18 protein-coding genes are annotated in these 25,419 nt (G+C 54.1%); 16 read left to right on the top strand and 2 right to left on the bottom strand.

Annotation, left to right across the window (positions count from 1 at the left end):
* Positions 1-7 precede the first annotated feature (7 nt).
* From QYC28_RS02215 to QYC28_RS02225, 3 genes are all read left to right on the top strand, one after another.
* Positions 8-1,030, top strand: coding sequence for a diguanylate cyclase domain-containing protein (locus tag QYC28_RS02215; protein ID WP_149817778.1), 1,023 nt, complete (start codon positions 8-10; stop codon positions 1,028-1,030).
* 147 nt (positions 1,031-1,177) lie between these two features.
* Complete coding sequence (petH, locus tag QYC28_RS02220; RefSeq protein ID WP_149817780.1) at positions 1,178-2,326, top strand: ferredoxin--NADP reductase; 1,149 nt, start codon at positions 1,178-1,180, stop codon at positions 2,324-2,326.
* 203 nt (positions 2,327-2,529) lie between these two features.
* A complete protein-coding gene (locus QYC28_RS02225; protein WP_149821604.1) occupies positions 2,530-2,814 on the top strand; it encodes a hypothetical protein in 285 nt (94 codons plus the stop codon).
* On the opposite strand, the gene QYC28_RS02230 is transcribed toward QYC28_RS02225, so the two are convergent.
* Entirely contained in the window at positions 2,811-4,157 is a 1,347-nt protein-coding gene (locus QYC28_RS02230) for an isochorismate synthase MenF (RefSeq protein ID WP_302679764.1), read from the bottom strand. The genes QYC28_RS02225 and QYC28_RS02230 overlap by 4 nt on opposite strands.
* Positions 4,158-4,315: 158 nt before the next feature.
* On the opposite strand from QYC28_RS02230, the gene msrB reads away from it, so the two are divergent.
* From msrB to QYC28_RS02270, 8 genes are all read left to right on the top strand, one after another.
* A complete protein-coding gene (gene msrB, locus QYC28_RS02235; protein ID WP_302679765.1) occupies positions 4,316-4,720 on the top strand; it encodes a peptide-methionine (R)-S-oxide reductase MsrB in 405 nt (134 codons plus the stop codon).
* Positions 4,720-6,900, top strand: coding sequence for a GAF domain-containing protein (locus tag QYC28_RS02240; protein ID WP_302679766.1), 2,181 nt, complete (start codon positions 4,720-4,722; stop codon positions 6,898-6,900). The genes msrB and QYC28_RS02240 overlap by 1 nt, the downstream gene beginning before the upstream one ends.
* 286 nt (positions 6,901-7,186) lie before the next feature.
* Complete coding sequence (locus QYC28_RS02245; protein WP_286626422.1) at positions 7,187-7,756, top strand: cell division protein SepF; 570 nt, start codon at positions 7,187-7,189, stop codon at positions 7,754-7,756.
* Positions 7,731-8,552 (top strand): pyrroline-5-carboxylate reductase, encoded by an 822-nt coding sequence (proC, locus tag QYC28_RS02250; protein WP_149817791.1) that lies wholly within the window; start codon positions 7,731-7,733, stop codon positions 8,550-8,552. The genes QYC28_RS02245 and proC overlap by 26 nt, the downstream gene beginning before the upstream one ends.
* A gap of 6 nt (positions 8,553-8,558) precedes the next feature.
* Complete coding sequence (locus tag QYC28_RS02255; protein WP_190278169.1) at positions 8,559-8,816, top strand: hypothetical protein; 258 nt, start codon at positions 8,559-8,561, stop codon at positions 8,814-8,816.
* A complete protein-coding gene (dapA, locus tag QYC28_RS02260) occupies positions 8,809-9,699 on the top strand; it encodes a 4-hydroxy-tetrahydrodipicolinate synthase (protein WP_302679767.1) in 891 nt (296 codons plus the stop codon). The genes QYC28_RS02255 and dapA overlap by 8 nt, the downstream gene beginning before the upstream one ends.
* Positions 9,700-9,758: 59 nt before the next feature.
* A complete protein-coding gene (locus QYC28_RS02265) occupies positions 9,759-11,504 on the top strand; it encodes a ribonuclease J (RefSeq protein WP_302679768.1) in 1,746 nt (581 codons plus the stop codon).
* A 356-nt stretch (positions 11,505-11,860) separates the two neighbouring features.
* Positions 11,861-16,696, top strand: coding sequence for a hypothetical protein (locus QYC28_RS02270; RefSeq protein ID WP_302679769.1), 4,836 nt, complete (start codon positions 11,861-11,863; stop codon positions 16,694-16,696).
* A gap of 43 nt (positions 16,697-16,739) precedes the next feature.
* On the opposite strand, the gene QYC28_RS02275 is transcribed toward QYC28_RS02270, so the two are convergent.
* Positions 16,740-18,026, bottom strand: a complete 1,287-nt coding sequence (locus QYC28_RS02275) for an AMP-binding protein (RefSeq protein ID WP_302679770.1) — start codon at positions 18,024-18,026, stop codon at positions 16,740-16,742.
* Between the two features lie 86 nt (positions 18,027-18,112).
* On the opposite strand from QYC28_RS02275, the gene rsfS reads away from it, so the two are divergent.
* The 5 genes from rsfS (at position 18,113) to QYC28_RS02300 (ending at position 25,352) form a co-directional block, all read left to right on the top strand.
* Positions 18,113-18,496: a ribosome silencing factor gene (gene rsfS / locus QYC28_RS02280; RefSeq protein WP_226971989.1), complete on the top strand. Its 384-nt coding sequence runs from the start codon at positions 18,113-18,115 to the stop codon at positions 18,494-18,496.
* Positions 18,497-18,499: 3 nt separating this feature from the next.
* Entirely contained in the window at positions 18,500-20,377 is a 1,878-nt protein-coding gene (locus QYC28_RS02285) for a GTPase family protein (RefSeq protein WP_302679771.1), read from the top strand.
* A gap of 72 nt (positions 20,378-20,449) precedes the next feature.
* The gene (locus QYC28_RS02290) at positions 20,450-23,248 is read left to right on the top strand and encodes a cation-translocating P-type ATPase (RefSeq protein WP_302679772.1); all 2,799 of its coding nucleotides are present in this window, start codon (positions 20,450-20,452) and stop codon (positions 23,246-23,248) included.
* Between the two features lie 30 nt (positions 23,249-23,278).
* Positions 23,279-23,953: a two-component system response regulator RppA gene (gene rppA, locus QYC28_RS02295; RefSeq protein ID WP_149817808.1), complete on the top strand. Its 675-nt coding sequence runs from the start codon at positions 23,279-23,281 to the stop codon at positions 23,951-23,953.
* 4 nt (positions 23,954-23,957) lie between these two features.
* A complete protein-coding gene (locus QYC28_RS02300) occupies positions 23,958-25,352 on the top strand; it encodes an ATP-binding protein (protein WP_302679773.1) in 1,395 nt (464 codons plus the stop codon).
* Positions 25,353-25,419 lie beyond the last annotated feature (67 nt).

Raw genomic sequence — 25,419 nt, forward strand, 5'->3', positions numbered from 1 at the left:
GGTTAAGATGAGCGACTTTACACTCGATATTGGCGCATGGATCGATCTGTTGCCAGAGCCAACGCTGGTCATGAATGTCCAAGGCAACATTGTGGCCATTAACCCCAGTGGCCGTGAATTTTTTGGCAGCAGTGTGCTCAATTGCAACCTTCGGGAACTGGTCGCCACCCCCCCAGAGAAACTCAATAAATGGCTGCCCCTCTGGCAACAGGCGACGCAAATGGTGCCCGGCACTCTTCGAGGTCCCCAAGGACAAAAAATCGAAGTGGAAGCCGTGGGTATCCACCGTTGCCAGCCCCCCTTGATTCTCCTGCGCCTGTTTCGCCAGCCCCGTTTTCTGCGACAGTTCATCGTCCAACGGCAGCAGTTTCAGCGCTTGCAAGAGCAAATGGCTCGGCAAACAGCTCTAATTGTGGAGCTACAGCAGCGGCAAAAACAGCTAGAGGCGGAAAATCGCCATCTCCAAGGGGTCTCCCAGCAGGACAGCCTGACCAAATTGGCGAATCGGCGTGCCTTTGAAGACGGTCTGCGGTCGGCTTGGCGGGAATCGGCCACCACCCATCTTCCCTTTGCCATTGCTCTGCTGGATATTGATCACTTCAAGCGCTACAACGACACCTACGGCCATCTGGCGGGCGATCGCGCCCTGCAACGGGTTGCCCATGCCATTAAATCCCAAGTGCGGGAAGCTGATCTCGTGGCTCGCTATGGCGGTGAAGAGTTTATTCTCCTGTTGCGCCACACCCACCATGACGTTGCCATTTGCGTTTTAGAGCGGATTTTTAACTACATTCGCAGCCTAGGGATTCCCCATGCCAGTTCACCAGTGCAACCCTACCTCACCGTCAGTGCCGGCATTTGCACCGTGAGCGCCACCCTTAGGGACTGCCCAATGGCGGAGCTGCTAGCGACTGCTGATGCTGCCCTGTACGAGGCCAAACGCTCAGGGCGCGATCGCTATGTGTTACAAACCTATGCTTGGATGAGTGCGCCTGTCTCTTCCAGCCAAGAAATTCAGCCCTACCCCTAGGGAAAGCCCCTGTAGCTGCCTCTGCTAGATATAATGTGGGTGGCCAAAGCACGGCAATCCCGTAGCCGAAACGTGATAGTTGATCGCGGTTGGGACGTTGTGTTGCAGAATGTAAAGCTGAGTAAATTTTTGGAGATCGTGTAGCCCATGTACAATGCGACGAATTCTGGCAGTCGGATGTTTCGCTATGAAGTGGTGGGACTGCGACAAAATGCCGAAACCGATAAAACCGACTATGCCATCCGCAACAGTGGCAGTCAATTTTTCAACGTTCCCTATGACCGCATGAATCAGTTTATGCAGCAGATTACCCGCTGGGGGGGCAAAATTGTGAGCATTCAACCCCTCGATGGTACGGCTGCCACCACGGAACCCGTATCCAATAATAGTGCTGCCCCAGTTAAAGAAAAGAAAGTTGATATTCCCGTCAATATCTATCGTCCCAATAATCCCTGCGTTGGTAAGGTCATTTCCAATGAAGAGTTGGTGCGCGAAGGGGGCGAGGGAACCGTCAAGCACATCATCTTTGACATCTCTAGTACTGAGTTGCGCTATCTCGAAGGCCAAAGTATTGGCATTATTCCTGCGGGTACTGACGCCAACGGCAAACCCCACAAGCTGCGCCTCTACTCTATTGCCTCGACCCGCCACGGCGACTTTCAAGATGACAAAACCGTCTCCCTGTGTGTGCGCCGTCTAGAGTACAAAGACAAAGAAACCGGCGAAACCATCTATGGGGTCTGTTCTTCTTACCTGAACCAACTGCAACCTGGCGATGAAGTGAAAATCACCGGGCCTGTCGGTAAAGAAATGCTCCTGCCCGATGATCCAGAAGCAACGATCATTATGTTGGCAACAGGAACGGGGATTGCTCCCTTCCGTGCCTTTTTGTGGCGCATGTTCAAAGAAAATAATCCAGACTATCAATTCAAGGGTCTGGCATGGCTCTTCTTTGGCGTTGCCTATACCGCGAATATCCTCTACAAGGATGAGTTAGAAGAACTTCAGGCGAAGTATCCAGATCAGTTCCGCCTCACCTATGCCATTAGCCGTGAGCAGAAAACCCCCGACGGCGGCAAGATGTACATCCAAGGTCGCATTGCTGAGCATGCGGATGAAATCTGGCAACTCCTTCAGAAGAAAAACACCCATGTCTATATGTGTGGTCTGAAGGGCATGGAGTCGGGTATTGATGAAGCAATGGCAGCAGTGGCAGCCAAAAATGGTGCCGACTGGCAAGAGTTCCTCAAGGGCACGCTCAAAAAAGAAGGCCGTTGGCACGTGGAAACCTACTAGGAAGATCAGTTGGGGGGCGATCGCCCCCTTTTTTCCTCAATGCCAATTGCCCTTTGGATCTGTCAGGATAGAAGTAAGTCGCCTGATGGAGCTGTTCCTGAAAGATGTTTGGCGTACGGTTGCTAGAATGTAGCCTATTTAACGCCAAGTCATGAGCATTCTCGTATTCTTCTAATGGTATGGTGAGTACCCAGCGATCGCCTATGATTTATCCTCGCTTTCTGCGCAAAGCCTACCGTAAAGAACCCATCTCCGCCTTCCTTCTGCTAATGGGAGGGGTGGATTCGACCATTGGTGGCTTGGGGGGCTACAACGGTCTGCTGCTATTGGGTCTAGGTTTGATGGGCAGCGCGCTGCTCTATCGCCTGCTCCAGCGATCACCCGAACGTCCTCTCCCTGAGAAAGTTCCCCAGTATGCGCTGCCGCCCCAATCCTCCCAGCCCTTGCCGATGCTGACGATGAGCAAAAAACAGCCCCCCCTGCGCTAGGCTAAAGCAGAGATCATCGTCTGAAATTTCCACAGGATTTCCTGCCATTCCCGTTCCGGGTGAGAGCCTTTGACAATCCCCGCCCCAGCAAAAAGATGGGCAGAGTTGCCCTGAAGGTGGGCAGAGCGAATTCCGACAATGAATTCCCCTTCTCCGGTGGGTGTCACCCAACCAAGGGGGGCAGCATAACCACTGCGATCAAAGGGTTCCAGTTGCCGCAGCCAGTACTGTGCCCGTGAAGCAGGATACCCTGCCACTGCTGGCGTCGGATGTAAGGCCGCCACCCCTTGGAGAATATGAATGGGTTGCGGCAGCGGGGCCTGAATCAGCGTTTGCAGATGTTGGATATGACTTAGCTCAAGGATACGTGGTTTGGTCGGCACCTCACAGGTCATGCCCAACTGTTGGAGGGTTTGGCAGAGAAATTCAACAATGACCTGATGCTCGTAGCGCTCCTTGGGGCTGTGGTAAAGGCCATTGCGCAGGCTTTGATCCTCCTGTTGGGTTTGCCCGCGGGGACGGGAACCCGCCAAAGCATCGGCACAGAGAACGCCATCGGCAATCTTGACCAAGCGTTCGGGACTCGCCCCCAAAAAGACCTGCTGCCGCTCTTGGCCAACACTAAAGATGTAGCAATTGGCGTACTGCTGACGCAGGTTTTGCAACGTTCCCAGCCAGTTGAACCCCTGAGGCTGCTCTAGGGTGAGGGCAGCGGCCAAAACCAATTTTTCGAGGTCTCCCTCCTCAAGGAGCTTGAGAGCCTGCTGGACACTGGTAATAAATTGCCCGTATTGCTCAGTTAGAGGCGGTAGGGCGATCGCCAGTGGTGGTGGACAGGGGGGTGGATCAGCCAGAATGTGGGTCAGTGCCCGCTGCACGAGTTGCCAGTCTTGCCAGAGGCGATGGGGTGTACTGGTCTCTAAGGCACAACTGAGGGTGAGCCAAACCTGATCCAGACGCTGAATCACCTGCCAGCGGGGTAAGACCCCCCGGTTAGAGCCTAGGTGATCCCAAAAACTAAATTGACAGAACAGGCGCGGTTCGGCTGGAGCGATCGCCCACACGCGGCTGAGAGTTTGTTCACTAAAACGCTGGAGTTCCACAAACCGTTGATGTCCCTGAACACTGCGGGTCGCCACCGCACCACAGGCAGCAACAATCTCTCCCGCTTGCTCAAGGTAAAAATGCTCACTTTCGCCACTGACTTGCATCAGCCCAGCCAATAGGATCAGGGGATCAACGGTGGGTAAGGAGATGCCTAAACTCAGGAACTGACAATTGGCCTGCTGTGCTGCCTGCATTCCAGCGCTGACCTGAGTATAAAACTCGGACTCAGAGGACAAATCAAAAGTAAGGGGCAGCGAAACGGGCATAACCAAACAAGGTCAAGATTGCCCTTACATTTTCCCCTTGGCAGGGAACCTTTGGCAAAAAGACTGGAACTTCCCTGTCTGCCTAAGTATGCTGAGGAGTAGGATCACTGTCTATTTCTGAGGCAAGCATGGCTAAGGTTGTGAAAACAGATGTGGAATGGCAAGCTCAACTTACCCCTGAGCAGTACTATGTCACCCGCAAGAAGGGAACGGAGCGTGCCTTCACGGGCTGCTACTGGAACAACAAAAAGCCCGGACTCTATCGCTGTGTCTGCTGTGGCACGCCGCTCTTTCGCTCTGAGACCAAGTATGACTCTGGCAGTGGCTGGCCGAGTTTTTGGCAACCCCTTGACCCCAAAAATATCCGCATGGAGCGGGATCTGTCCCATGGCATGGTGCGCACGGAGGTTCTCTGTAATGTCTGCGATGCCCACCTCGGCCATGTCTTTGAGGATGGCCCGCCACCTACGGGACTGCGCTATTGCATTAACTCAGCGGCACTGGAATTTATCCCTGACGCTGCCGCCTCTTGATGACCCCCGTGATTGAACAACTGCAAAGTCTCAACCGCATTTTGGTAGAACTGGCGCGGCGGCAGCCGTTCCACGGGGCAAACTTTGAGGAGATTTTGCAGGACATTCTCTGGACGAGTGCCCGTAGTCTCAATGTGGCACGGGTGAGTCTGTGGTTTTATGGGGGCGATCGCCAGCAAATTCAATGTGTGCAGTTGTTTCAGCAGTCGCCCCAGGCCTTTACGGTGGGGATGACCCTCACCGCTAGTCATTACCCCGACTATTTTGCTGCCCTCGAACAGGAGCGCACGATTACGGCCCATGACGCTTGGCACGATCCCCGCACGCGGGAGTTTCGCAAGACCTATTTAGAACCTCTTGGCATTACCTCGCTGTTGGATGTGCCCATCTGGGTTGAAGGGAGCATGATTGGCATCCTCTGCCACGAACACATTGGTTCACCCCGCCAGTGGACCATTGCTGAAGAGCAGTTTGCCGCTTCCCTAGCGGATCTGGTGTCCTTGGTGGTGGAAAGTCGCGATCGCCACCGCGCCCTCAGAGCACTAGAGGAAAGCGAAGCCCGCTTAGCCACCTTCTTTCAAGCCACCTCTGAGGCAGTAGTCATCCATGAGCAGGGGACAATTCTTGATGTCAACGCCGCAACTGAACGGCTGTTTGGTTATACGGCTTCAGAACTAGTGGGGCAGTCGGTGTTGTTGCTGACCCATCCAGAGGCGCGATCGCTGATTTTAGAGCGAATTCAGCAGCCCATTGATATTCCCTTTGAAGCCCTTGCTCGCACCAAAAGTGGTGAAGCACTGATTGTTGAGGTTCAGGGAAAATCCATTCTCTATCGGGGGCGCTGGGCGAGGGTGGTGGGAATACGGGATATTACCCAACGCAAAACCGCTGAACAGAACGTACAATTGGCTGCCCAACGGCAACAACTGCTGGCGGAAATTGCCCTCCGCATTCGCCAAACGCTGGAACTGCCAGAGATTCTCAATACCACAGTGGTGGAAGTGCGCCGCTATCTCCTCAGCGATCGCGTGTTTATTGTCTCTTTTGATCCGAGGACAGAGGAGATTCAAGTGGTGGCGGCGGCGATGGCGCCCCAATGGCACACGAATCTTGAGGTTCTCCTGCAAAACGTGCATTACCGTTCACGGCTGCTGACCACACCGGCCACACTCTCCTGCGAGCGGGAAATGCTTGATCCCCATCTGCGACAGGTGTATGCAGCGCACCATATCCAGTCTTGTCTGCTGATTCCGATCCAACATCAGCCCCAGGGCCCGTGCTTTTTACTGGGAGTCCACCAATGTGACCGCCCGCGAGAGTGGCAGCCCTACGAGCGCGCTTTTTTGGAGCAGTTGGCGACTCAGGTGGCGATCGCCCTGCAACAGGCAGAACTTTATCAACAACTGGCGGCCTTAAATGCCAACTTGGAACAGCAGGTGGCCGAGCGTACCGAGCAGTTGCAGCAAAAAATGCGTGAACTAGAGGAACTCAACCACCTCAAGGATGTCTTTTTGCACGCCGTATCCCATGATTTACGCACCCCTGTCCTAGGTACCCTGATGGTGATTAACCATCTCTTGCAGAACAACACCAGCGACACGATTCCTGTGCCCCGCAGCACCTTGACCTGTATTCAGCATAGCCAGCAGCGGCAACTACATCTGATTGAAACACTGCTGCATATTCACGTGGATCAGCAACCTTCCCTCTCTTTGGCGATCGCACCCACATCCTTAGCCACGCTTGTCAAGGCGATCGTGGCGGAGCTACAACCGCTGCTCCAGAAAAATAAAGCCACCGTAAAGCTTCAGATGGCACCAACCTTACCCCTAGTTCGCGCTGATCCCATCCAACTGCGGCGGGTCTATGAGAATTTGATTAGCAATGCCCTGAAACACAATCGCCCCGGCCTAACAATCACCCTCACAGCAGAGGTTCAGGAGGACATGGCTTACTGCACCGTTCAGGATAATGGGGTCGGTATTGGCTCTGACCAGCGATCGCGCCTCTTTGATCTGTATTACCGTGGCCGGGAAAGTCACCATCGCACCGGTATTGGTTTAGGGCTATACCTGTGTCGGCAAATTATTACGGCCCATGGTGGTGAGATAGGGGTTGAAGACAACCACCCGCAGGGGGCTACTTTTTGGTTTCGCATTCCCATAGCCAGACCAACATAAGGCATCATTACCCTTGACAAACCCAAGGCAAAAGCGAGACACTTAAGGCCAACCTCATCTTTTTGTCTCGGTTTCCTGTAAAATGGCCAGTTGAACCTTCCTGTTTTAACTCAACTCTCGTGGCCGTTTGTGCATAGGTTCCCTTTTAGCCACGAAACTAGGATTGTTAAGACATGAAACATATTCATTTGGTTTTTATCCCTCTGACCTGTCGCGGTGACTCAGCTACGGCATGTCAGAAAATTCTTACAACTCATACATTTATTGGGAGCAATAGTGAGTCGTTATGTTGGGCAAACTCCGTGACCTCATGGGCCTAACCCCAGAGACTGACATCTACGATGAGGAATACCCTCAAAGAACGGCACGAACACTAACCACGGAATCCGACGTGGAATCGCTGCCCGCATCGCGGCCAACCCTGAGTCACGACTGTGACGCCAGTCCGTCTCCCTCAGTTGCCACTGGCTCAGTGCCGACGGGATCAGCTCCTTCGAATGTGATTGGGATGCCCAATGCCGGTCGTTGGTGGGGGGCAGTGGCGGAAGTTTTGGTGATGCAGCCCCGCAGTTTTAGTGAAATGCCTGAGGTGATCAAGGCTCTTAAAGAGCGGAAGTCTGTGGTGCTAAATCTGACCTTGATGGAGCCGGAGCAAGCCCAACGCTCAGTGGATTTTGTTGCTGGTGCCACGTTCACGATTGATGGCCACCAAGAGCGCATTGGTGAGAGTATTTTCCTCTTTACGCCAAGCTGTGTCCAAGTGAGTACGCAAGTGGGGGGAGTGCGCCCAGCCGCAACACCGGTTGCCCCATCACCAGCTTGGGGAATGGATGCCCAACAACAGCGCAGTGCCTAGGGTGCCTGCCCTGGGGATCATTGGCTGTGGCCGCATGGCGGAGGCAATGCTTTCGCGGTTGCTTACCAACGGTCTCTTGCCAGAGCAGGTGTGGGTATCGGCGCGATCGCCCCAGCGGCAGCAGTATCTAGCCCACACCTATGGGGTTAGGGTGACAACGAACCTAGAGGTCGCTACCGCCGAAACGCTCCTACTGGCGGTCAAGCCACAGGTCTTTGCCGATATTGAGTCAGAACTGGCGGATACGCCGGTAGCTCAGGGCACTGGCGTTGCCCTTTCCATCATGGCAGGGATTAACAGTGGGCGGCTGCGGCGGCTTTTTCCCCAGCGGTTGATCTTTCGGGCGATGCCGAATACACCAGCCCAAGTGGGCGCCGGCGTGATTGCCCTTGCTAGCGATAGTGCAGCGACTGAAGCAGAGATCGCAAAAATTAAGAATTTGTTAGGTGTGCTAGGGCAAGTGGTGGCCGTCAGTGAAGGGCAAATGGATGCGGTCACTGCACTTTCTGGCTCAGGGCCTGCCTTTATTGCCCTTATTGTGGAGGCCTTGTGCGATGCGGGGGTGGCGGTGGGCTTGTCGCGATCGCTGACACAGGAACTCGTTTATGGCACAATAGCAGGCACAGTACAATTACTTAATGAGCGCGGGCTGCATCCAGCGCAACTCAAGGATGCGGTCACCAGTCCTGCGGGGACAACCATTGCGGGTCTCGAAGTACTGGAAGCTGCTGGTGTGCGTGGAACCCTCATGCAAACGGTAAAAGCGGCCTACGAGCGTGCCCAAGCCCTCAACTAAGTGCCTATGCCCAACTCTCCCACAACCGCTGCCCCCCCCGCCATCGAAGGCTTAGATGGGAAGGTGGTGTTCATTGACTACTTTGCCTGTGTCACTGCCATCACTGCCTTGAGTTTGAGCCAAATTTGCTACTGGCGTCTGTTGTCTCCCCTGTTGGGGATTCGCCGTCGGAGTGGTGGTGGGGGCGATCGCCGGCGCGTGTACAGCCGCGCGGTCACAATTCGGCAACTCAACAGGACTTGGCTGAGGGTGGACTGTGACTGACTTTGGACGTGTGATTACCGCCATGATTACGCCATTTACAGCCGATGGCGCGATCGCCTACGATGTGGCGGCAGAACTGGCACAGCACCTTGTGGCCAATGGCTCCGATGGTATTGTTGTTTGCGGCACTACCGGCGAATCCCCCACCCTCACTTGGGAAGAGGAATTTCAACTCTTTCAAACAGTGCAGCAGGCTGTGGCAGGCAAAGCCAAGGTGATTGCAGGTACGGGTTCCAACTCCACTCGTGAAGCCATTCATGCCACGGCAAAGGCCGCAGAACTCGGCCTCGATGGTGCCCTCTTGGTGGTACCCTACTACAACAAACCCCCTCAAGAGGGTCTTTACGCCCATTTTCAGGCGATCGCCAAGGCAGTGCCGGACTTTCCCCTTATGCTCTACAACATCCCCGGCCGCACAGGGCAGAACCTGCTACCAGAAACAGTGATCCGCCTTGCTGACTACCCAAACATTGTTGCCATCAAAGAAGCCAGCGGCAGCCTTGATCAAGCCAGTGCCCTACGTGCTGCCCTACCGCCGACCTTTCGCATTTACTCCGGCGATGATTCCCTAACGTTGCCATTGCTGGCCGTTGGTGGTTATGGTGTCGTCAGTGTGGCCAGTCACCTTGTTGGTCGACGGATTCAAGAGATGATCCAAGCTTTTATCCAAGGCGACACAGCGACAGCGACTGCTATTCATTGTCAACTATTGCCCCTGTTCAAGGTTTTATTTGTGACGACGAATCCGATTCCGATTAAAGCTGCCCTCAGCCTGCAAGGTTGGGCGGTGGGTGCTCCCCGACTGCCCCTCACATCTGCGAGTGACGCTGTGATTAGCCAATTGAAGCCTGTTTTAGATGCTCTTGGCCTACTGAAGTCTTAAGACAACGCTGGGCATTTCCCAAGCTGCACCTTTTTTGTTGTTTCATCGTAAGGAGACCTATGAGTCAATCCGCTGCAACTGCTGCCCTAAAAATTATTCCCCTCGGTGGGCTGCATGAAATTGGTAAGAACACCTGTGTTTTTGAATTCCAAGATGAAATTATTTTGCTGGACGCAGGGTTAGCCTTTCCCACCGATGGCATGCACGGGGTCAATATCGTCCTGCCCGATATGACGTACCTGCGGCAAAACCGCGACAAAATCAAGGGAATGATTGTCACCCACGGCCACGAGGATCACATTGGTGGCATTGCCTTTCACCTCAAGCAGTTTGATATTCCCGTCATCTATGGCCCGCGTCTTGCGATGGCACTGCTCCAAGGGAAGCTGGAAGAGGCAGGGGTTGGCGATCGCACCGAACTGCGCACGGTACAGCCGCGGGAGATGGTGCGTTTGGGCAAAAACTTCCTTGTGGAGTATATCCGCAATACCCATTCCATTGCCGATAGCTTCTCCGTGGCGATTCATACCCCCATTGGCGTGATTATCCACACCGGGGATTTCAAATTTGACTTTACCCCCGTTGATGGCGAGTGCTTTGACATTCAGCGGCTAGCGGAGCATGGGGAGAAGGGGGTTCTCTGTCTCATTAGTGACTCCACCAATTCGGAAGTGCCCGGCCACACCCCCTCGGAGCGATCGGTGTTTCCCAACTTGGATCGTGCCTTTAGCCAAGCAGAGGGGCGGATTATTTTTACCACCTTTGCCTCTTCGGTACATCGCCTGAGTATGGCTTTAGAGCTGGCTCAAAAATATGGCCGCGTGGTTTCGGTCTTGGGGCGATCGATGCTCAATGTCATTGCCCATGCGCGGCAGTTGGGCTACATTCGCTGCCCAGACGATCTCTTTGTGCCACTGCACATGATGCACAAGTACCCCGATCATCAGGTGATGTACCTGACCACTGGCTCCCAAGGGGAACCCCTATCTGCCCTGACGCGGATTTCCAAAGGGGAACACAACAAAATTAAAATTCGCCCCGGCGATACTGTGATTCTCTCAGCTCACCCTATTCCGGGGAACACGATTGCCGTGGTCAACATGATCGATCGCCTGATGATGCAAGGCGCCAAAGTCATCTACGGTCGCGAACAGGGCATTCACGTCTCTGGTCATGCCTGCCAAGAGGATCAAAAGCTGATGCTGGCGTTGACCAAGCCCAAGTTCTTTTTACCCGTACATGGCGAGCACCGCATGCTGGTGAAACACGCCCAAACGGCTCAGAGCATGGGCATTCCCCCGGAGAATATGGTGATTATTGACAACGGCGATGTGGTGGAACTTACCCGTGACTCGATTCGGGTCGTCGATAAGGTGCCTGCTGGCATTGAGTTACTAGATCGCGGTGGCATCGTCAAAGCCCATGTGCTGCAAGAGCGACAACAACTGGCTGAGGAAGGCATTATCACCGTGGCGGTGGCGGTGGGTACTGATGGTAGCCTGAAGGCCACTCCTGAAGTCCACCTGCGGGGCGTGGTCACGGCGATTGAGCCACAGGCTTGGCAGGCTTGGGTACATGCCACGGTCGAAACCGCTTTGAGCGATCGCTGGAGTGAATATGCCCGCAACGGCGATATCGATTGGGCAGGGGTCAAAGCCCACATTGAACGGGAACTGGTGCGACTGGTGCGCCGTGAACTTCAGGGCAATGCCTCAGTCCTATTGCTCCTACAACCGATCGAAGTCACCCCCACGGTGACCACGGGAATTCGGCGGCGTCGCAGCACGGCTTCTGTGGTTGGCTAGCATCAAGCCCCTTGGGCAGGAGAAGGTGCCTATTTTGTAGGGCATCCCTGCCCGTTTATTTTTGTTGCCGCTGCGCTAGCTAGCGTTGAAACGATCGGGGGCTTTCAGTTGATTTCTTGCCGAGCAATAACCCCTCAACACGTTCAACTGATTAGGAAGCAACTCAACCATAGTTAACAACTAAAGCTAGAATTACAATAACAGACTAGTACCAATATCACAAATAAAAATTGTGGCGCGCAATGGATATTGATGATTTTGATGTTAATTCGATGACTACTGCAGCTCAGCATCCTGACCCTTGTGTACGTCGGCAGGTAGCGCAGTCTGCTACTACTTCACCAAACATTTTACGGATGTTGGCCAATGACCCCGATAAAAAAGTGCGCCTTGCGGTTGCTGCCAATGGCAATACCCCTGCTGAAGTCCTAGAGGCTTGGCTATCGGAAGCTCAAAGCAATAAACCGTTAGCAGAAGCTCTTGCCAAGAACCCCAGTGCATCCCATGCTCTCCTGACAACTTTAGCACAACATCCAGCGGCCAATGTCCGCCGTAAAGTGGCGATGAATCCCCAGACCCCTCCAGCGACCCTCTATAAACTAGCTGAGGAATTTCCAGTGGCAGTAGCTCGCAATCCTGGGATGAAACTCCTTGTGCTCCAAGACAGTGAACTACAGAGCATCAGTGATGAAACCTTAATACGAATATTAAAGCTTACAGAGCCGCCGACTTGGGCATTGACAGTTGCAGTTCAGCGTCAAAGCGCAAAAGTAAGACAGCAGGCGGCTAGGGCAAAAACGATTCTTCCTGAACTCCTCGCAACCCTTGCGAAGGATAAGGATAAATATGTTCGCGCAGCAGTAGCGGGGAACCCGAATACTCCTGTCTCTGCCCTCGAAACCCTTGCGAAGGATGAGAGTTGGGATGTTCGCGCAGTAGTAGCGGGGAACCCCAATACTCCTGTCTCTGCCCTCGAAACCCTTGCGAAGGATGAGGATAGCGATGTTCGCAGAGCAATAGCAGAAAGACCTGAAATTGTTTCGTTGATTGAGGAGGCTAAGAGCAACGACACCGCTACCATCCGACTAGCAGAGCTAGCTAGCCACTTTTGTACGGATGTTCGCGCAGCAGTAGCGGGGAACCCGAATACTCCTGCTTCTGCCCTCGAAACCCTTGCGAAGGATGAGTATAGCGATGTTCGTGAAGTAGTAGCGGGGAACCCCAATACTCCTGTCTCTACCCTCGAAACCCTTGCTGAGGATGAGGATAGCGATGTTCGCGCAGCAGTAGCGGGGAACCCCAATACTCCTGTCTCACTCCTCGAAACCCTTGCTGAGGATGAGGATAGCGATGTTCGCGCAGCAGTAGCGGGGAACCCCAATACTCCTGTCTCTGCCCTCGAAACCCTTGCTGAGGATTGGTATTGGAAGGTTCGTAAAGCAATAGCAGAAAGACCTGAAATTGTCTCGTTGATTGAGGAGGCTAAGAGCAACGACACCACTACCATCCGACTAGCAGAGCTAGCTAGCCACTTTTGTACGGATGTTCGCCAAGCGGTAGCGGGGAACCCGAATACTCCTGCTTCTGTTTTGGCAACCCTTGCTCAGCCTCTTCGCGTAGCATTAGCGGGGAACCCCAATACTCCTGCTTCTGCCCTCAAAACCCTTGCGAAGGATGAGAGTTGGAATGTTCGCGCAGCAGTAGCGGGGAACCCCAATACTCCTGTCTCTGCCCTCGAAACCCTTGCGAAGGATGAGGATTGGGATGTTCGCAGAGCAATAGCAGAAAGACCTGAAATTGTTTCGTTGATTGAAGAGGCTAAGAGCAACGACACCGCTACCATCCGACTAGCAAAGCTAGCTAGTCACTTTTGTACGGATGTTCGCGTAGCAGTAGCGGGGAACCCCAATACTCCTGTCTCTACCTTCGAAACCCTTGCGAAGGATGAGGATTGGGATGTTCGCGCAGCAGTAGCGGGGAACCCGAATACTCCTGTCTCTGCCCTCGAAACCCTTGCGAAGGATGAGGATAACGATGTTCGCAGAGCAGTAGCAGAAAGACCTGAAATTGTTTCGCTGATTGAGGAAGCTAAGAGCAACGACACCGCTACCATCCGACTAGCAGAGCTAGCTAGCCACTTTTGTACGGATGTTCGCGCGGCAGTAGCGGGGAACCCGAATACTCCTGCTTCTGCCCTCGAAACCCTTGCTGAGGATGAGGATTGGTGGTTTCGCGCAGCAGTAGCGGGGAACCCGAATACTCCTGCTTCACTCCTCAAAACCCTTGCGAAGGATGAGAGTTGGAATGTTCGCGCAGCAGTAGCGGGGAACCCGAATACTCCTGTCTCTGCCCTCGAAACCCTTGCGAAGGATGAGGATAGCGATGTTCGCAGAGCAATAGCAGAAAGACCTGAAATTGTTTCGTTGATTGAAGAGGCTAAGAGCAACGACACCGCTACCATCCGACTAGCAAAGCTAGCTAGTCACTTTTGTACGGATGTTCGCGTAGCAGTAGCGGGGAACCCCAATACTCCTGTCTCTGCCCTCGAAACCCTTGCGAAGGATAGGTATTGGGATGTTCGCGCAGCAGTAGCGGGGAACCCCAATACTCCTGCTTCTGTTTTGGCAACCCTTGCGAAGGATGAGAATAGCGATGTTCGCAGAGCAGTAGCAGAAAGACCTGAAATTGTTTCGCTGATTGAGGAAGCTAAGAGCAACGACACCGCTACCATCCGACTAGCAGAGCTAGCTAGCCACTTTTATACGGATGTTCGCGCAGCAGTAGCGGGGAACCCCAATACTCCTGTCTCTGCCCTCGAAACCCTTGCTGAGGATGAGGATAGCGATGTTCGCAGAGCAGTAGCAGAAAGACCTGAAATTGTTTCGCTGATTGAGGAAGCTAAGAGCAACGACACCGCTACCATCCGACTAGCAGAGCTAGCTAGCCACTTTTATACGGATGTTCGCGCAGCAGTAGCGGGGAACCCGAATACTCCTGTCTCTACCTTCGAAACCCTTGCGAAGGATGAGCGTTGGAATGTTCGCGTAGCATTAGCGGGGAACCCCAATACTCCTGCTTCTGCCCTCGAAACCCTTGCGAAGGATGAGAGTGGGAATGTTCGCAGAGCAGTAGCAGAAAGACCTGAAATTGTTTCGCTGATTGAGGAAGCTAAGAGCAACGACACCGCTACCATCCGACTAGCAAAGCTAGCTAGTCACTTTTGTACGGATGTTCGCAGAGCAGTAGCGGGGAACCCCAATACTCCTGCTTCTGCCCTCGAAACCCTTGCTGAGGATGAGAATTGGTTGGTTCGCACGGCAGTAGCGGGGAACCCGAATACTCCTGTCTCTGCCCTCGAAACCCTTGCGAAGGATGAGGATAGCGATGTTCGCAGAGCAGTAGCGGGGAACCCCAATACTCCTGTCTCTGCCCTCGAAACCCTTGCGAAGGATAGGTATTGGAATGTTCGCACGGCAGTAGCGTGGAACCCCAATACTCCTGCTTCTGCCCTCGAAACCCTTGCTGAGGATGAGGATAGCGATGTTCGCACGGCAGTAGCGTGGAACCCCAATACTCCTGCTTCTGCCCTCGAAACCCTTGCGAAGGATGAGAGTTCGAATGTTCGCGCAGTAGTAGCGGGGAACCCCAATACTCCTGTCTCTGCCCTCGAAACCCTTGCTGAGGATGAGAATTGGTTGGTTCGCACGGCAGTAGCGTGGAACCCCAATACTCCTGCTTCTGCCCTCGAAACCCTTGCGAAGGATGAGAGTTCGAATGTTCGCGCAGTAGTAGCGGGGAACCCCAATACTCCTGTCTCTACCCTCGAAACCCTTGCTGAGGATGAGAATAGCGATGTTCGCGCAGCAGTAGCAGAAAGACCTGACATTGTTTCGTTGATTGAGGAGGCTAAGAGCAACGACACCGCTACCATCCGACTAGCAGAGCTAGCTAGCCACTTTTGTACGGATGTTCGCGCGGCAGTAGCGTGGAACCCCAATACTCCTGTCTCTACCCTCGAAACCCTTGCGAAGGATGAGAGTTCGAATGTTCGCGCAGCAGTAGCGGGGAACCCGAATACTCCTGCTTCACTCCTCGAAACCCTTGCGAAGGATGAGAGTTGGAATGTTCGCAGAGCAGTAGCGGGGAACCCGAATACTCCTGTCTCTACCCTCGAAACCCTTGCGAAGGATGAGAGTTCGAATGTTCGCGCAGCAGTAGCGGGGAACCCCAATACTCCTGCTTCTGCCCTCGAAACCCTTGCTGAGGATGAGAATAGCGATGTTCGCGCAGCAGTAGCGGGGAACCCGAATACTCCTGTCTCTGCCCTCGAAACCCTTGCGAAGGATGAGGATAGCGATGTTCGCAGAGCAGTAGCAGAAAGACCTGACATTGTTTCGTTGATTAAGGAGGCTAAGAGCAACGACACCGCTACCATCCGACTAGCAGAGCTAGCTAGCCACTTTTATACGGATGTTCGCGTAGCAGTAGCGGGGAACCCCAATACTCCTGTCTCTGCCCTCGAAACCCTTGCGAAGGATGAGGATAGCGATGTTCGCGCAGCAGTAGCGGGGAACCCCAATACTCCTGTCTCTGCCCTCGAAACCCTTGCGAAGGATGAGAGTTCGAATGTTCGCGCAGCAGTAGCGGGGAACCCGAATACTCCTGCTTCACTCCTCGAAACCCTTGCTGAGGATTGGTATTGGGAGGTTCGTAAAGCAATAGCAGAAAGACCTGAAATTGTTTCGTTGATTGAAGAGGCTAAGAGCAACGACACCGCTACCATCCGACTAGCAGAGCTAGCTAGCCACTTTTGTACGGATGTTCGCGCGGCAGTAGCGGGGAACCCCAATACTCCTGTCTCACTCCTCGAAACCCTTGCGAAGGATGAGGATAGCGATGTTCGCAGAGCAGTAGCGCGGAACCCGAATACTCCTGCTTCTGTTTTGGAAGCCCTTGCGAACGATTGGACTGTCCGCAGAGCAGTAGCGGGGAACCCGAGTACCCCTGTCTCACTCCTCGAAACCCTTGCGAAGGATGAGAGTTCGAATGTTCGCGCAGCAGTAGCGGGGAACCCCAATACTCCTGTCTCACTCCTCGAAACCCTTGCGAAGGATGAGAGTTCGCATGTTCGCGTAGCATTAGCGGGGAACCCCAATACTCCTGTCTCACTCCTCAAACCCTTGCTGAGTTAGGGATAAGTATTGGCTTTCGTTTTGGTCATGCTTATGGTGGTGGCTAGGTCTCAATCGAGGATAATCGCACTTTTCCTTGGGGCGTGCGGGGAATTTGGGGCACAGAAATCCATTTCTTAGGGCATTTGTAGGCGCTGCACTGCTGTTTGAGCCATCGGCTGAGTTCCTCAGGGGAGGCATCTCCCACATAGAGGGCAATGACCTGCTCACCCCAAAGGGGGTCGGGTGCGCCGTAGATGTAGATGTCTTGGACAAGGCCACTGTTAAGGAGTAAGGCCTCTACCTCTTCGGGGTAGATATTCTCACCACCACTGATGATTTTGCGGCTGCTGCGTCCCAAAATGTAGAGGCGATCGCCCCGCCATTCGCCGCGATCGTCCGTTTGGAATATCCCTTCATGGAATAACCCAGGGTAATAGCCAAGGGCAAGGGAGGCGGCCTGAATCTGAATCTCCCCCGTAGGGGTTAAAGCAATTTGGGCATGGGGTAAGACTTGACCACAGGAGCGATCGCCCGCTAAAAACTCCCCCTGCCGTTGGGCACAGATCATGCCAGCAGTTTCTGTCATGCCATAACTGAGACATAGAGGCAATCGCTGGGTTGCTGCTTCCTCTAATAGTTGCGACCAAGTGGGGCCACCGCCCACGAAAATGCCCCTTAAATCTGCTAGCCATGGCAGAGGGTCTGCAAGCACCTGTTGCAGTTGCCGCGGTACCAGAGACAGCCACAGATCGCCATTGGCAGGAGGCGCCGTTTGCCGTAGATCCCGTAGATGGGTACCGAGATAGAGTTCTCCACCACTCCAGAGCGATCGCACCACGGGCATCAGGCCACTGACATGGTATAGGGGCAAAATACTCAGACAGTAAATCGCCCTTTGTTGTAAATGGCTTTGCAGCCCCATTACTGCCGCTTGAAGGGTCGCCACCGTGTGAATTGCCCAGCGCAACCGCCCTTGAGTGCCGCCAGTGGGAATCAGAATCCAGCCTTGGGGCAATGGTTCTTCAGAGCCTTGGGGGTCGAGGGGGGGCACCGTTCCCCAAGCAAGGAAATTTCTAGGCAGAATCGCTGCCACCTGCTGCCACTCTTGGAATTGCCAGTGGGGATTGGCCAGTAATAGGGGCGTCCCTGTGGAGAGCGCTGCGAGAAAACCACTGAGAAACGAGAGGGGATCGGGTTCTGCAAGAACGAGGAGAGTGGGTTGTTGCTCTTGGAGTTGCTCTTGATAGTTGGCTAATTGCTCGAGGAGTCTGGCGGTAGCAGTGTGCCATTGTCCGTTGTGGGGATACCACAGCCAGTGGGGGGCAATACTCGTAAGGTTTTGTAACAAATTTGTCCTACCCCTCCCTAAACCAATAGGTAAAATCAAAGGATAAAGGAGTGCATTTAGGAGACAGCAGCCTGACTATTCAACAGATGCAACGGGTAGCCGCAATTACTGACCCTAGCCTTAAACTAGCATGGACCGCCGCCTATGCCGCCGACGATCGCAAAGGAGTGGATATCTGCCTTTTGGATGTGAGTGGTGTGTCCTACCTCACCGATTACTTTGTGATCATTACGGGACTCTCAAAAACCCAAGTGCGCGCCATTTATCAAGGGATTGAGGAGGCGGCTCTTGAACATTGCCAACGCCAACCCCAACATATTGAAGGCCAAGCGGAATGTTCATGGGTGCTGATGGACTACGGTGATGTGATTGTCCATGTGCAATTGCCCAAGGAACGTCAATACTACAACCTTGAGGCCTTTTGGGGCCACGCCCAACGCATTCCCTTTGAGTCACTAGTGACCACCTAGCCGATGCAGCCCTCTTGGTGGCAGTGGATTCTTTTGATCTTGCCACTGGTGGCGATCGCCAGCTTTATCCTCACCGCCGCCTCGATCCAAATTCATACTTGGGGACTGAGTTGGGTCTGGGCAGTAGTCGTGCTGATTCTGCTGCTGTGGCGGTGGGGGGTTGCCCATTGGCTCAAGGGTCAGCCGACAGAGATTGACCCCCGTCCCTTTGATTTGCCAAGAAGCAGTGATTCAGAAACGGATCAACGCGCCCTGAAGATTCTCCAACACACCCTTGAGCAGAGCCGCCAAGACCCGCCCCCTTGGGAAAATTGGCCACTCTTTTGGCAGCGGGCACACACCCTTGTCAGTGAGATTGCCAAAGTCTATTACCCTAATGCCCAACGTCCGCTGTTGCAAATCTATGTGCCCCAAGCCTATCGCCTGCTGCGGGACACGATTGATGATGTGGATCGCTGGCTGGAAACCCTCAACCCAATTTTGTCGCGGGTAACTGTGGGGCAGGCAGTGCGCGCCTATGAACTCTCGCGGCAAGTGGCACCCGTTGCGCGTTGGGGCTTTACGGCTTGGAATTGGGCGCAGTGGCTCCTCAATCCCAGTGTGGCGATTACCAAAACCTTTACCCAAGAGCAGCAGCAAAAGGCCAATCAAGCCCTGATTGCTAACTTGGGACTCACCCTGCGGGAACAGGTGCTCAAGGCCTTGGGACTGCGGGCGATCGCCCTCTACAGTGGCAGCCTCACCCCACTGGAATTGCCCACCCCCACCCCGCGCACAGATACAGGCACATTACAGGACATTTTAGAGCAGAGTCTGCCCCTTGCCCGTGCCGAAACTGAGCCTGTGAACGTCTTTCTCGTGGGTCGCACCGGCGCAGGCAAAAGTAGCCTGATCAATAGTTTATTTGCTGCCCCCACCACCCGTGTTTCCCCCTTGCCCAACACAAACGAGATCCAGCAATACCGTTGGCAGGAGGATTTGACCCTGTGGGATACCCCCGGCTACGAAGATATTCGCGGTGCCGATATTCAAGCTCGCCTGCGGGAATTACTGCCGCGCATGGATGTAGTGCTGCTGCTAACCCCAGCGCTGGATCCTGCCCTTGCCCCGGACATCACCGCCCTGCAACTGATTCGCCAACAGGTGAGGGACTTGCCGATTGTGGTGGCGGTCACCCAAGTGGATCGGCTACGCCCCCTGCGGGAATGGCATCCCCCCTACGACTGGCAACGGGGTACCCGTCCCAAGGAAGTGAGTATTCGCGAGGCGGTGGCCTATCGTCAAGAACAGTTGGGCACCTATACGCCCCATATTTTGCCGATTGTCAACGGCACTGAAGAACGCATAGCTTGGGGACTCGATGCCCTCAGTGATACCCTTGTGAATTTAATTGCCCCCGCCAAGCAGATCCGCATGGCTCGCTGGCTTAGCGATCGCCAGACACGGCTTCACGCTGCTTCTCGCCTCATTGACACCTATTGCCACCGCATCACCACCAGTCAGGGCATTACCGATTTGCTCAAGCGACCAGTGCTCCAGTTTCTTTCGACCATGCTCACGGGGTCTGCCGCCGCTGCATGGCTCCTCGCCGAACAACTGCCCCTAGAACACCTGCCGGTGATTCTTTGTAAATTGCAACTGGCCTATGAACTCTACACGCTGTTGCAAAATGCCAGCGATCGCATCGAGGTACCAACGCGCCCCTTTGATCTGAAAACCTTGGCTCCCTTGCTGCTACAACGTCGTAGCCCCCTCGATCAAGACACTTGGGCAACGGGACACACCCTCGTAGAGTTTTGGACACAGCCTAAGCCACCTCTGACGCTGATGGCGCGCTATGAGGACTATTGGCAGCGCTTTGGTATGGTTCCAGCAAAATAGACGAAGATAAAGAAAGGATAAAAACCGTTCATCTCCTCACCCGCCATGACCTCCTCCAATGCCTCCTCCCCCATGGATCGTGAATCAGTTTGGCATGCTCTGAGTGCTGATGAAGTCATTAGCCGCCTAGGGAGCGATCGCCAACAGGGACTGAGTTGTGCAGAAGTGCAACGGCGACAAGTCCAATATGGCCGCAATGAACTCGTTGACAATGGTCGCCGCCCGCGCTGGCAGATTTTCATTGATCAGTTTCGCAATGTCATGCTGATCATGCTGCTCGTGGTGGCCTTCATCTCTGGCACATTGGAGATTCTCGAATCCCTCGAAGAAAACACCATTCCCTTCCCCAAGGACGCAACCGCCATTCTGGTGGTGGTCATTCTCAATGCCATTTTGGGCTATGTCCAAGAAGCCCGTGCTGAAGAGGCGCTCGCTGCGCTGAAAAGTATGGCGGCGCCCAAAGTGCGTGTCCTGCGTGAGGGCAAGGTCATGGAAATTGATTCCCCTGAACTGGTGGTTGGGGACATTTTCTTTTTGGAAGCGGGGGTCAAAGTGGCTGCCGATGGTCGCCTCCTTGAAGCCGTCAACCTGCAAATCCGCGAGGCAGCACTCACCGGTGAAGCAGAAGCCGCCAGTAAAAATGCTGCGCAAATCTTGCCCCTTGATACGGAACTGGGCGATCGCGCCAATCTAGTCTTTGCGGGCACAGAGGTCAACCAAGGGCGAGGAGCCGCCATCGTCACCGCGATCGGCATGGACACTGAACTAGGGAAAATTGCCGCTGCCCTGCAAGGGGTGGAGCAGGAACCCACACCTCTGCAAAAACGGATGACCGAGCTGGGAAATCGCCTAGTCGCCATTGCTTTGGTGCTGGTGAGCATTGTCGTGATTGCTGGGGGGCTCTACGATCTCTCACTGCTGCCGCATCTCATTGAAGTCTCCCTCAGTATGGCGGTGGCCGTCGTCCCCGAAGGCTTGCCCGCCGTGATTACCGTCACCCTTGCCTTGGGAACGCAACGGATGGTGAAACGCCATGCCCTGATTCGGCGGCTGCCGGCCGTGGAGACACTGGGGAGTGTTACAACCATTTGCTCGGATAAAACGGGTACCCTCACCCAAAACAAAATGGTGGTGCAGGCGGTGGCAACCTCCTCCTATCGCGCCAAGGTGAGCGGCAATGGCTATGAACCAAGGGGGGAATTTTATGACGCCAATACCGATGACCCCTCAGCCCTATACGAACGCCAACTGCTCCTTCTAGCGGGAGCGCTGTGCAATGATGCCCTGCTTAAACAACACGCAGCGGAGTGGGTGATTCTCGGCGACCCGACCGAAGGCTCTCTCCTGCCCTTGGCCGCTAAAGGGGGGATTGACCTCAAAGCATTGCAGGAAAAGGCTGAGCGGGTAGTGGAGTTTCCCTTTGATGCCGATCGCAAGCGCATGAGTACATTCTACCGCAGTGAGTCCGTTCCTGCGATTGCCGCCAAGGAACCCTACTGGATGATTACCAAAGGGTCACCCGAGCTGACCTTGGAACGCTGTCAATGGCGCCAAGTGGGGCAAGACATTCAACCCCTCACACTGGCGGAGCGTCAAGAGATTCTGGCGCAAAACAATCGCTTTGCCGCTCAGGGTCTGCGGGTCTTGGGCATTGCCCATCGCTACTGGTCAGCGCTGCCACCAGCGGAGAGTGTAGACACCAGTGAGCAGGATTTGATCTGGTTGGGGCTAGTGGGCATTCTTGATCCCCCGCGTCCGGAGGTACTGGCGGCCGTCGCCACCTGTCGCACTGCTGGGATTCGCCCGATTATGATTACGGGAGATCACCAACTCACAGCTCAGGCGATCGCCAGTCAAATTGGTATCTGTGAGTGGGGCGACTGTACCCTCACGGGTCGGGACATTGAAAAACTCAGTACCGAGGAATTGGATGCCGCCACCCCCACCGTCAGTGTCTATGCCCGGGTCTCGCCGGAACATAAACTGCGGATTGTCAAATCGCTGCAACGTCACGGTGAGATTGTGGCCATGACTGGGGATGGTGTGAATGATGCCCCGGCTCTCAAACAAGCGGATATTGGCGTAGCCATGGGGATTACGGGGACGGATGTCACCAAGGAAGCCAGTGATATGGTGCTCTTGGATGATAACTTTGCAACCATTGTGGCGGCTACCGAGGAAGGGCGAGTGATCTACAGCAATATTCGTCGCTTTATTAAATACATTCTCGGCTCCAACATTGGTGAAGTGATCACGATTGCCTGCTCACCCCTACTGGGACTAGGAGGTGTGCCTCTAACGCCCTTGCAAATCCTCTGGATGAACTTGGTGACTGATGGCCTGCCTGCCCTTGCCCTTGCCGTTGAGCCGGGGGATCCCGATGTCATGAAGCGTCCTCCTGTTAAGCCCAACGAAAGTATTTTTAGCCGTGGCTTGGGTTCCTATATGATTCGTGTCGGTTTGATCTTGGCGATCGTCGGCATCTCCCTGATGGTATGGGCCTACAGCTACACCGCTGAACATCTGGAAGGAGGACTCGATCCAAGACGTTGGACAACCATGGTTTTTACCACCCTCTGTCTCGCTCAAATGGGTCATGCCCTTGCCGCCCGTTCCAGTACACGGCTGACGCTTGAAATGAGCCCCACCTCCAACCTTTTTGTTTGGGGCTCAGTCATCCTGACAACGATTCTGCAACTCCTGCTGATCTACGCCTCCCCTCTGCGACGGTTCTTTGGTACCTATCTGCTCTCGGGGACTGAGCTAGCCGTGTGCATTGGCTTTAGCACCCTTGTCTTTGTGTGGGTGGAGCTAGAGAAACTGGTGTTGCGGCTATTCAACAAAGGCCAAGAACTAAAATTATTAGAGTAGTGTCTCTAGGTTGACTCAGGGTTTGGTTGGATGCGCATTCTCCTCGTAGAAGATGATCCAGAGCAACTAGAGCCGCTGAGCACTGCCCTCTCCCACGTGGGGCATCTGGTGGATGGGGTTCAGGAGGGAGAAACAGCCCAATGGCTGATGCAGGAAAAAACCTATGACTTGCTGATTTTGGACTGGATGCTACCGAAAGTCAGTGGCCTCGAACTGTGTAGCCAGTACCGTCAACAGGGGAAGAGCACACCCATACTGTTGCTCACCGCCAAAGATACCACTGCTGACAAAGTGATGGGGCTAGATGCGGGTGCCGATGATTATTTGATCAAGCCCGTGGATGTGATGGAACTGTTGGCGCGGGTGCGTGCCCTTGGCCGGCGATCGCCCCAATGGCTAGGCGATCAATTGTATCTGCAAGATTTAGTCTTAGATTTGCCCTCAATGACACTCCAACGGGGCGATCGCACGATCGTGCTCTCCACAAGGGAATACCAGTTTTTGGAGTTTTTTCTGCGTCATCCGGGGCAAGTCATTAGTCGCGAACAACTGGAACTGAACCTTTGGGAGTGGGACAATCAGCCAGAAAGTAATGCCGTCAGTACCCAAATTCGCCGCTTGCGCCTGCGCCTAGGGGAGCTGGGGTGTGCCGATTGGCTAGAGACCATCTACGGTATGGGCTACCGCCTACAAGCCAGTTCCTAGAACGATGCTGAAGGGATTATGCCTAAAGGTTCAAGGATGGCAGCGACTGCCCCCCACCCAACGGGGCATTGTCATCATTGCCCTACCTGTGTGCTGTCTCTTGAGTACTGTGGGGGTGTTGATTTGGCTCAGTGCTAGCATTGCGGACTACGAAGGATGGGTGCGCCATACGCAACGGGTGCAGCTTGAGGGACGGGAGCTATTAAATCACCTCATTGATGCTGAAACAGGGGTGCGCGGCTATCATCTCACGCGACAGGTGGGCTTTCTCGAACCGTACTACACTGCTGCCGCCCAATTGCCCTTAACCCTTGAGAATTTAGAGGTACTGATCAGCGATAATCCACACCAGTTAGAGCACTTTCGGCACTTCAAATCCTTAGTAGAAGAAACTTTTCACTTGTTAGCCCAGCAACTGGAGGACGCCCCCAACCTTTCTCTAGCAGAGACGGAGCAACGACTCTACTTTTATCAGCAATTGGAGCAAGCAAAACAGGCAATGGATCGTTCCCGTGTTGCTATTAACGCCTTCATGAGCGAAGAAGATCGCCTTTTGGCCGATCGCCAACAACATTTAGAGGCGCTGCGGCAGATCAATACCGTTGTGCTCCTATTGGCGGTGGTGGTGGGGTTGGGCAGTAGTGGTTTAGCAATTCATTGGTTTCGCCAACTCTATCAGGAAGTGGATCTGCGGGGACAGCGTCTTGAGGCCGCCTGCGATCGCCTAGCTCGATTTACGGCCAATGCTTCCCACGAACTGCGAGCACCCATTGCAGCAATTCTCAGCCATGCCCAAGTCGGACTCCTGCTGGCTCGACAAGCCCCTGAGCAGTCCCTACCTCGGCTAGAAAAAGTGGCCACGCTGGCGAAGGCCATGGGACAACTGGTAAATGATTTGCTCTTTCTGGCTCGCTATGAGGGGGTATCTCCCCCAGACTTTGCCACATCCTTTGATTTAGTGCCCTTCATCGCGCAAGTCGTCCAAGAATGGCAGGAAACAGGCACAGCTAGTCATCACTTTTATCTCGAAGTGCCATCGGTTCCTATGTTTATTCAGGGCGATCGCGAGATGCTCAAGCAAGTGATCCTCAATCTGCTCACCAATGCCGATCGCTATACCCCCAAGGGAGGCACGATTACGCTTCGGTTAGAACCGCAGGGAAGCTCAGCAGTAATTCACGTCAGTGATACAGGCATGGGAATTAGTGAAGCGGCTCTGCCCCATATTTTTGATTATTTCTATCGGGATGAGCGGGTGCGACAACAGGGCATTAGCGGTTCAGGGCTAGGACTAGCGATTGTGCGCCAAATCGTCCATCTTCACCGGGGCAGCATCACAGTTCACAGCCAAGAGAATCAAGGTTCTACCTTTACCGTCAGATTGCCCCTTGCTCCCTAGAATAGGCTGTCACTTTTACGTCACTTTCACTTGATATTCTCAAGCTGTATCTGGCACAAACCACTGC

This window comes from Thermosynechococcus sp. HY596, from assembly GCF_030518715.1.
Lineage (GTDB): Bacteria > Cyanobacteriota > Cyanobacteriia > Thermosynechococcales > Thermosynechococcaceae > Thermosynechococcus.

What these genes read in the sequence shown, in the direction of transcription:
- petH (WP_149817780.1), top strand. Translation starts at nt 1,178, where the DNA reads ATGTACAATGCGACGAATTCTGGCAGTCGGATGTTTCGCTATGAAGTG.
- QYC28_RS02285 (WP_302679771.1), top strand. Translation starts at nt 18,500, where the DNA reads ATGCAGCCCTCTTGGTGGCAGTGGATTCTTTTGATCTTGCCACTGGTG.
- QYC28_RS02270 (WP_302679769.1), top strand. Translation starts at nt 11,861, where the DNA reads ATGTTGGCCAATGACCCCGATAAAAAAGTGCGCCTTGCGGTTGCTGCC.
- proC (WP_149817791.1), top strand. Translation starts at nt 7,731, where the DNA reads ATGCCCAACAACAGCGCAGTGCCTAGGGTGCCTGCCCTGGGGATCATT.
- QYC28_RS02300 (WP_302679773.1), top strand. Translation starts at nt 23,958, where the DNA reads ATGCTGAAGGGATTATGCCTAAAGGTTCAAGGATGGCAGCGACTGCCC.
- rppA (WP_149817808.1), top strand. Translation starts at nt 23,279, where the DNA reads ATGCGCATTCTCCTCGTAGAAGATGATCCAGAGCAACTAGAGCCGCTG.
- QYC28_RS02245 (WP_286626422.1), top strand. Translation starts at nt 7,187, where the DNA reads ATGTTGGGCAAACTCCGTGACCTCATGGGCCTAACCCCAGAGACTGAC.
- QYC28_RS02240 (WP_302679766.1), top strand. Translation starts at nt 4,720, where the DNA reads ATGACCCCCGTGATTGAACAACTGCAAAGTCTCAACCGCATTTTGGTA.
- QYC28_RS02225 (WP_149821604.1), top strand. Translation starts at nt 2,530, where the DNA reads ATGATTTATCCTCGCTTTCTGCGCAAAGCCTACCGTAAAGAACCCATC.
- rsfS (WP_226971989.1), top strand. Translation starts at nt 18,113, where the DNA reads ATGCAACGGGTAGCCGCAATTACTGACCCTAGCCTTAAACTAGCATGG.
- QYC28_RS02215 (WP_149817778.1), top strand. Translation starts at nt 8, where the DNA reads ATGAGCGACTTTACACTCGATATTGGCGCATGGATCGATCTGTTGCCA.
- QYC28_RS02290 (WP_302679772.1), top strand. Translation starts at nt 20,450, where the DNA reads ATGGATCGTGAATCAGTTTGGCATGCTCTGAGTGCTGATGAAGTCATT.
- QYC28_RS02265 (WP_302679768.1), top strand. Translation starts at nt 9,759, where the DNA reads ATGAGTCAATCCGCTGCAACTGCTGCCCTAAAAATTATTCCCCTCGGT.
- QYC28_RS02255 (WP_190278169.1), top strand. Translation starts at nt 8,559, where the DNA reads ATGCCCAACTCTCCCACAACCGCTGCCCCCCCCGCCATCGAAGGCTTA.
- msrB (WP_302679765.1), top strand. Translation starts at nt 4,316, where the DNA reads ATGGCTAAGGTTGTGAAAACAGATGTGGAATGGCAAGCTCAACTTACC.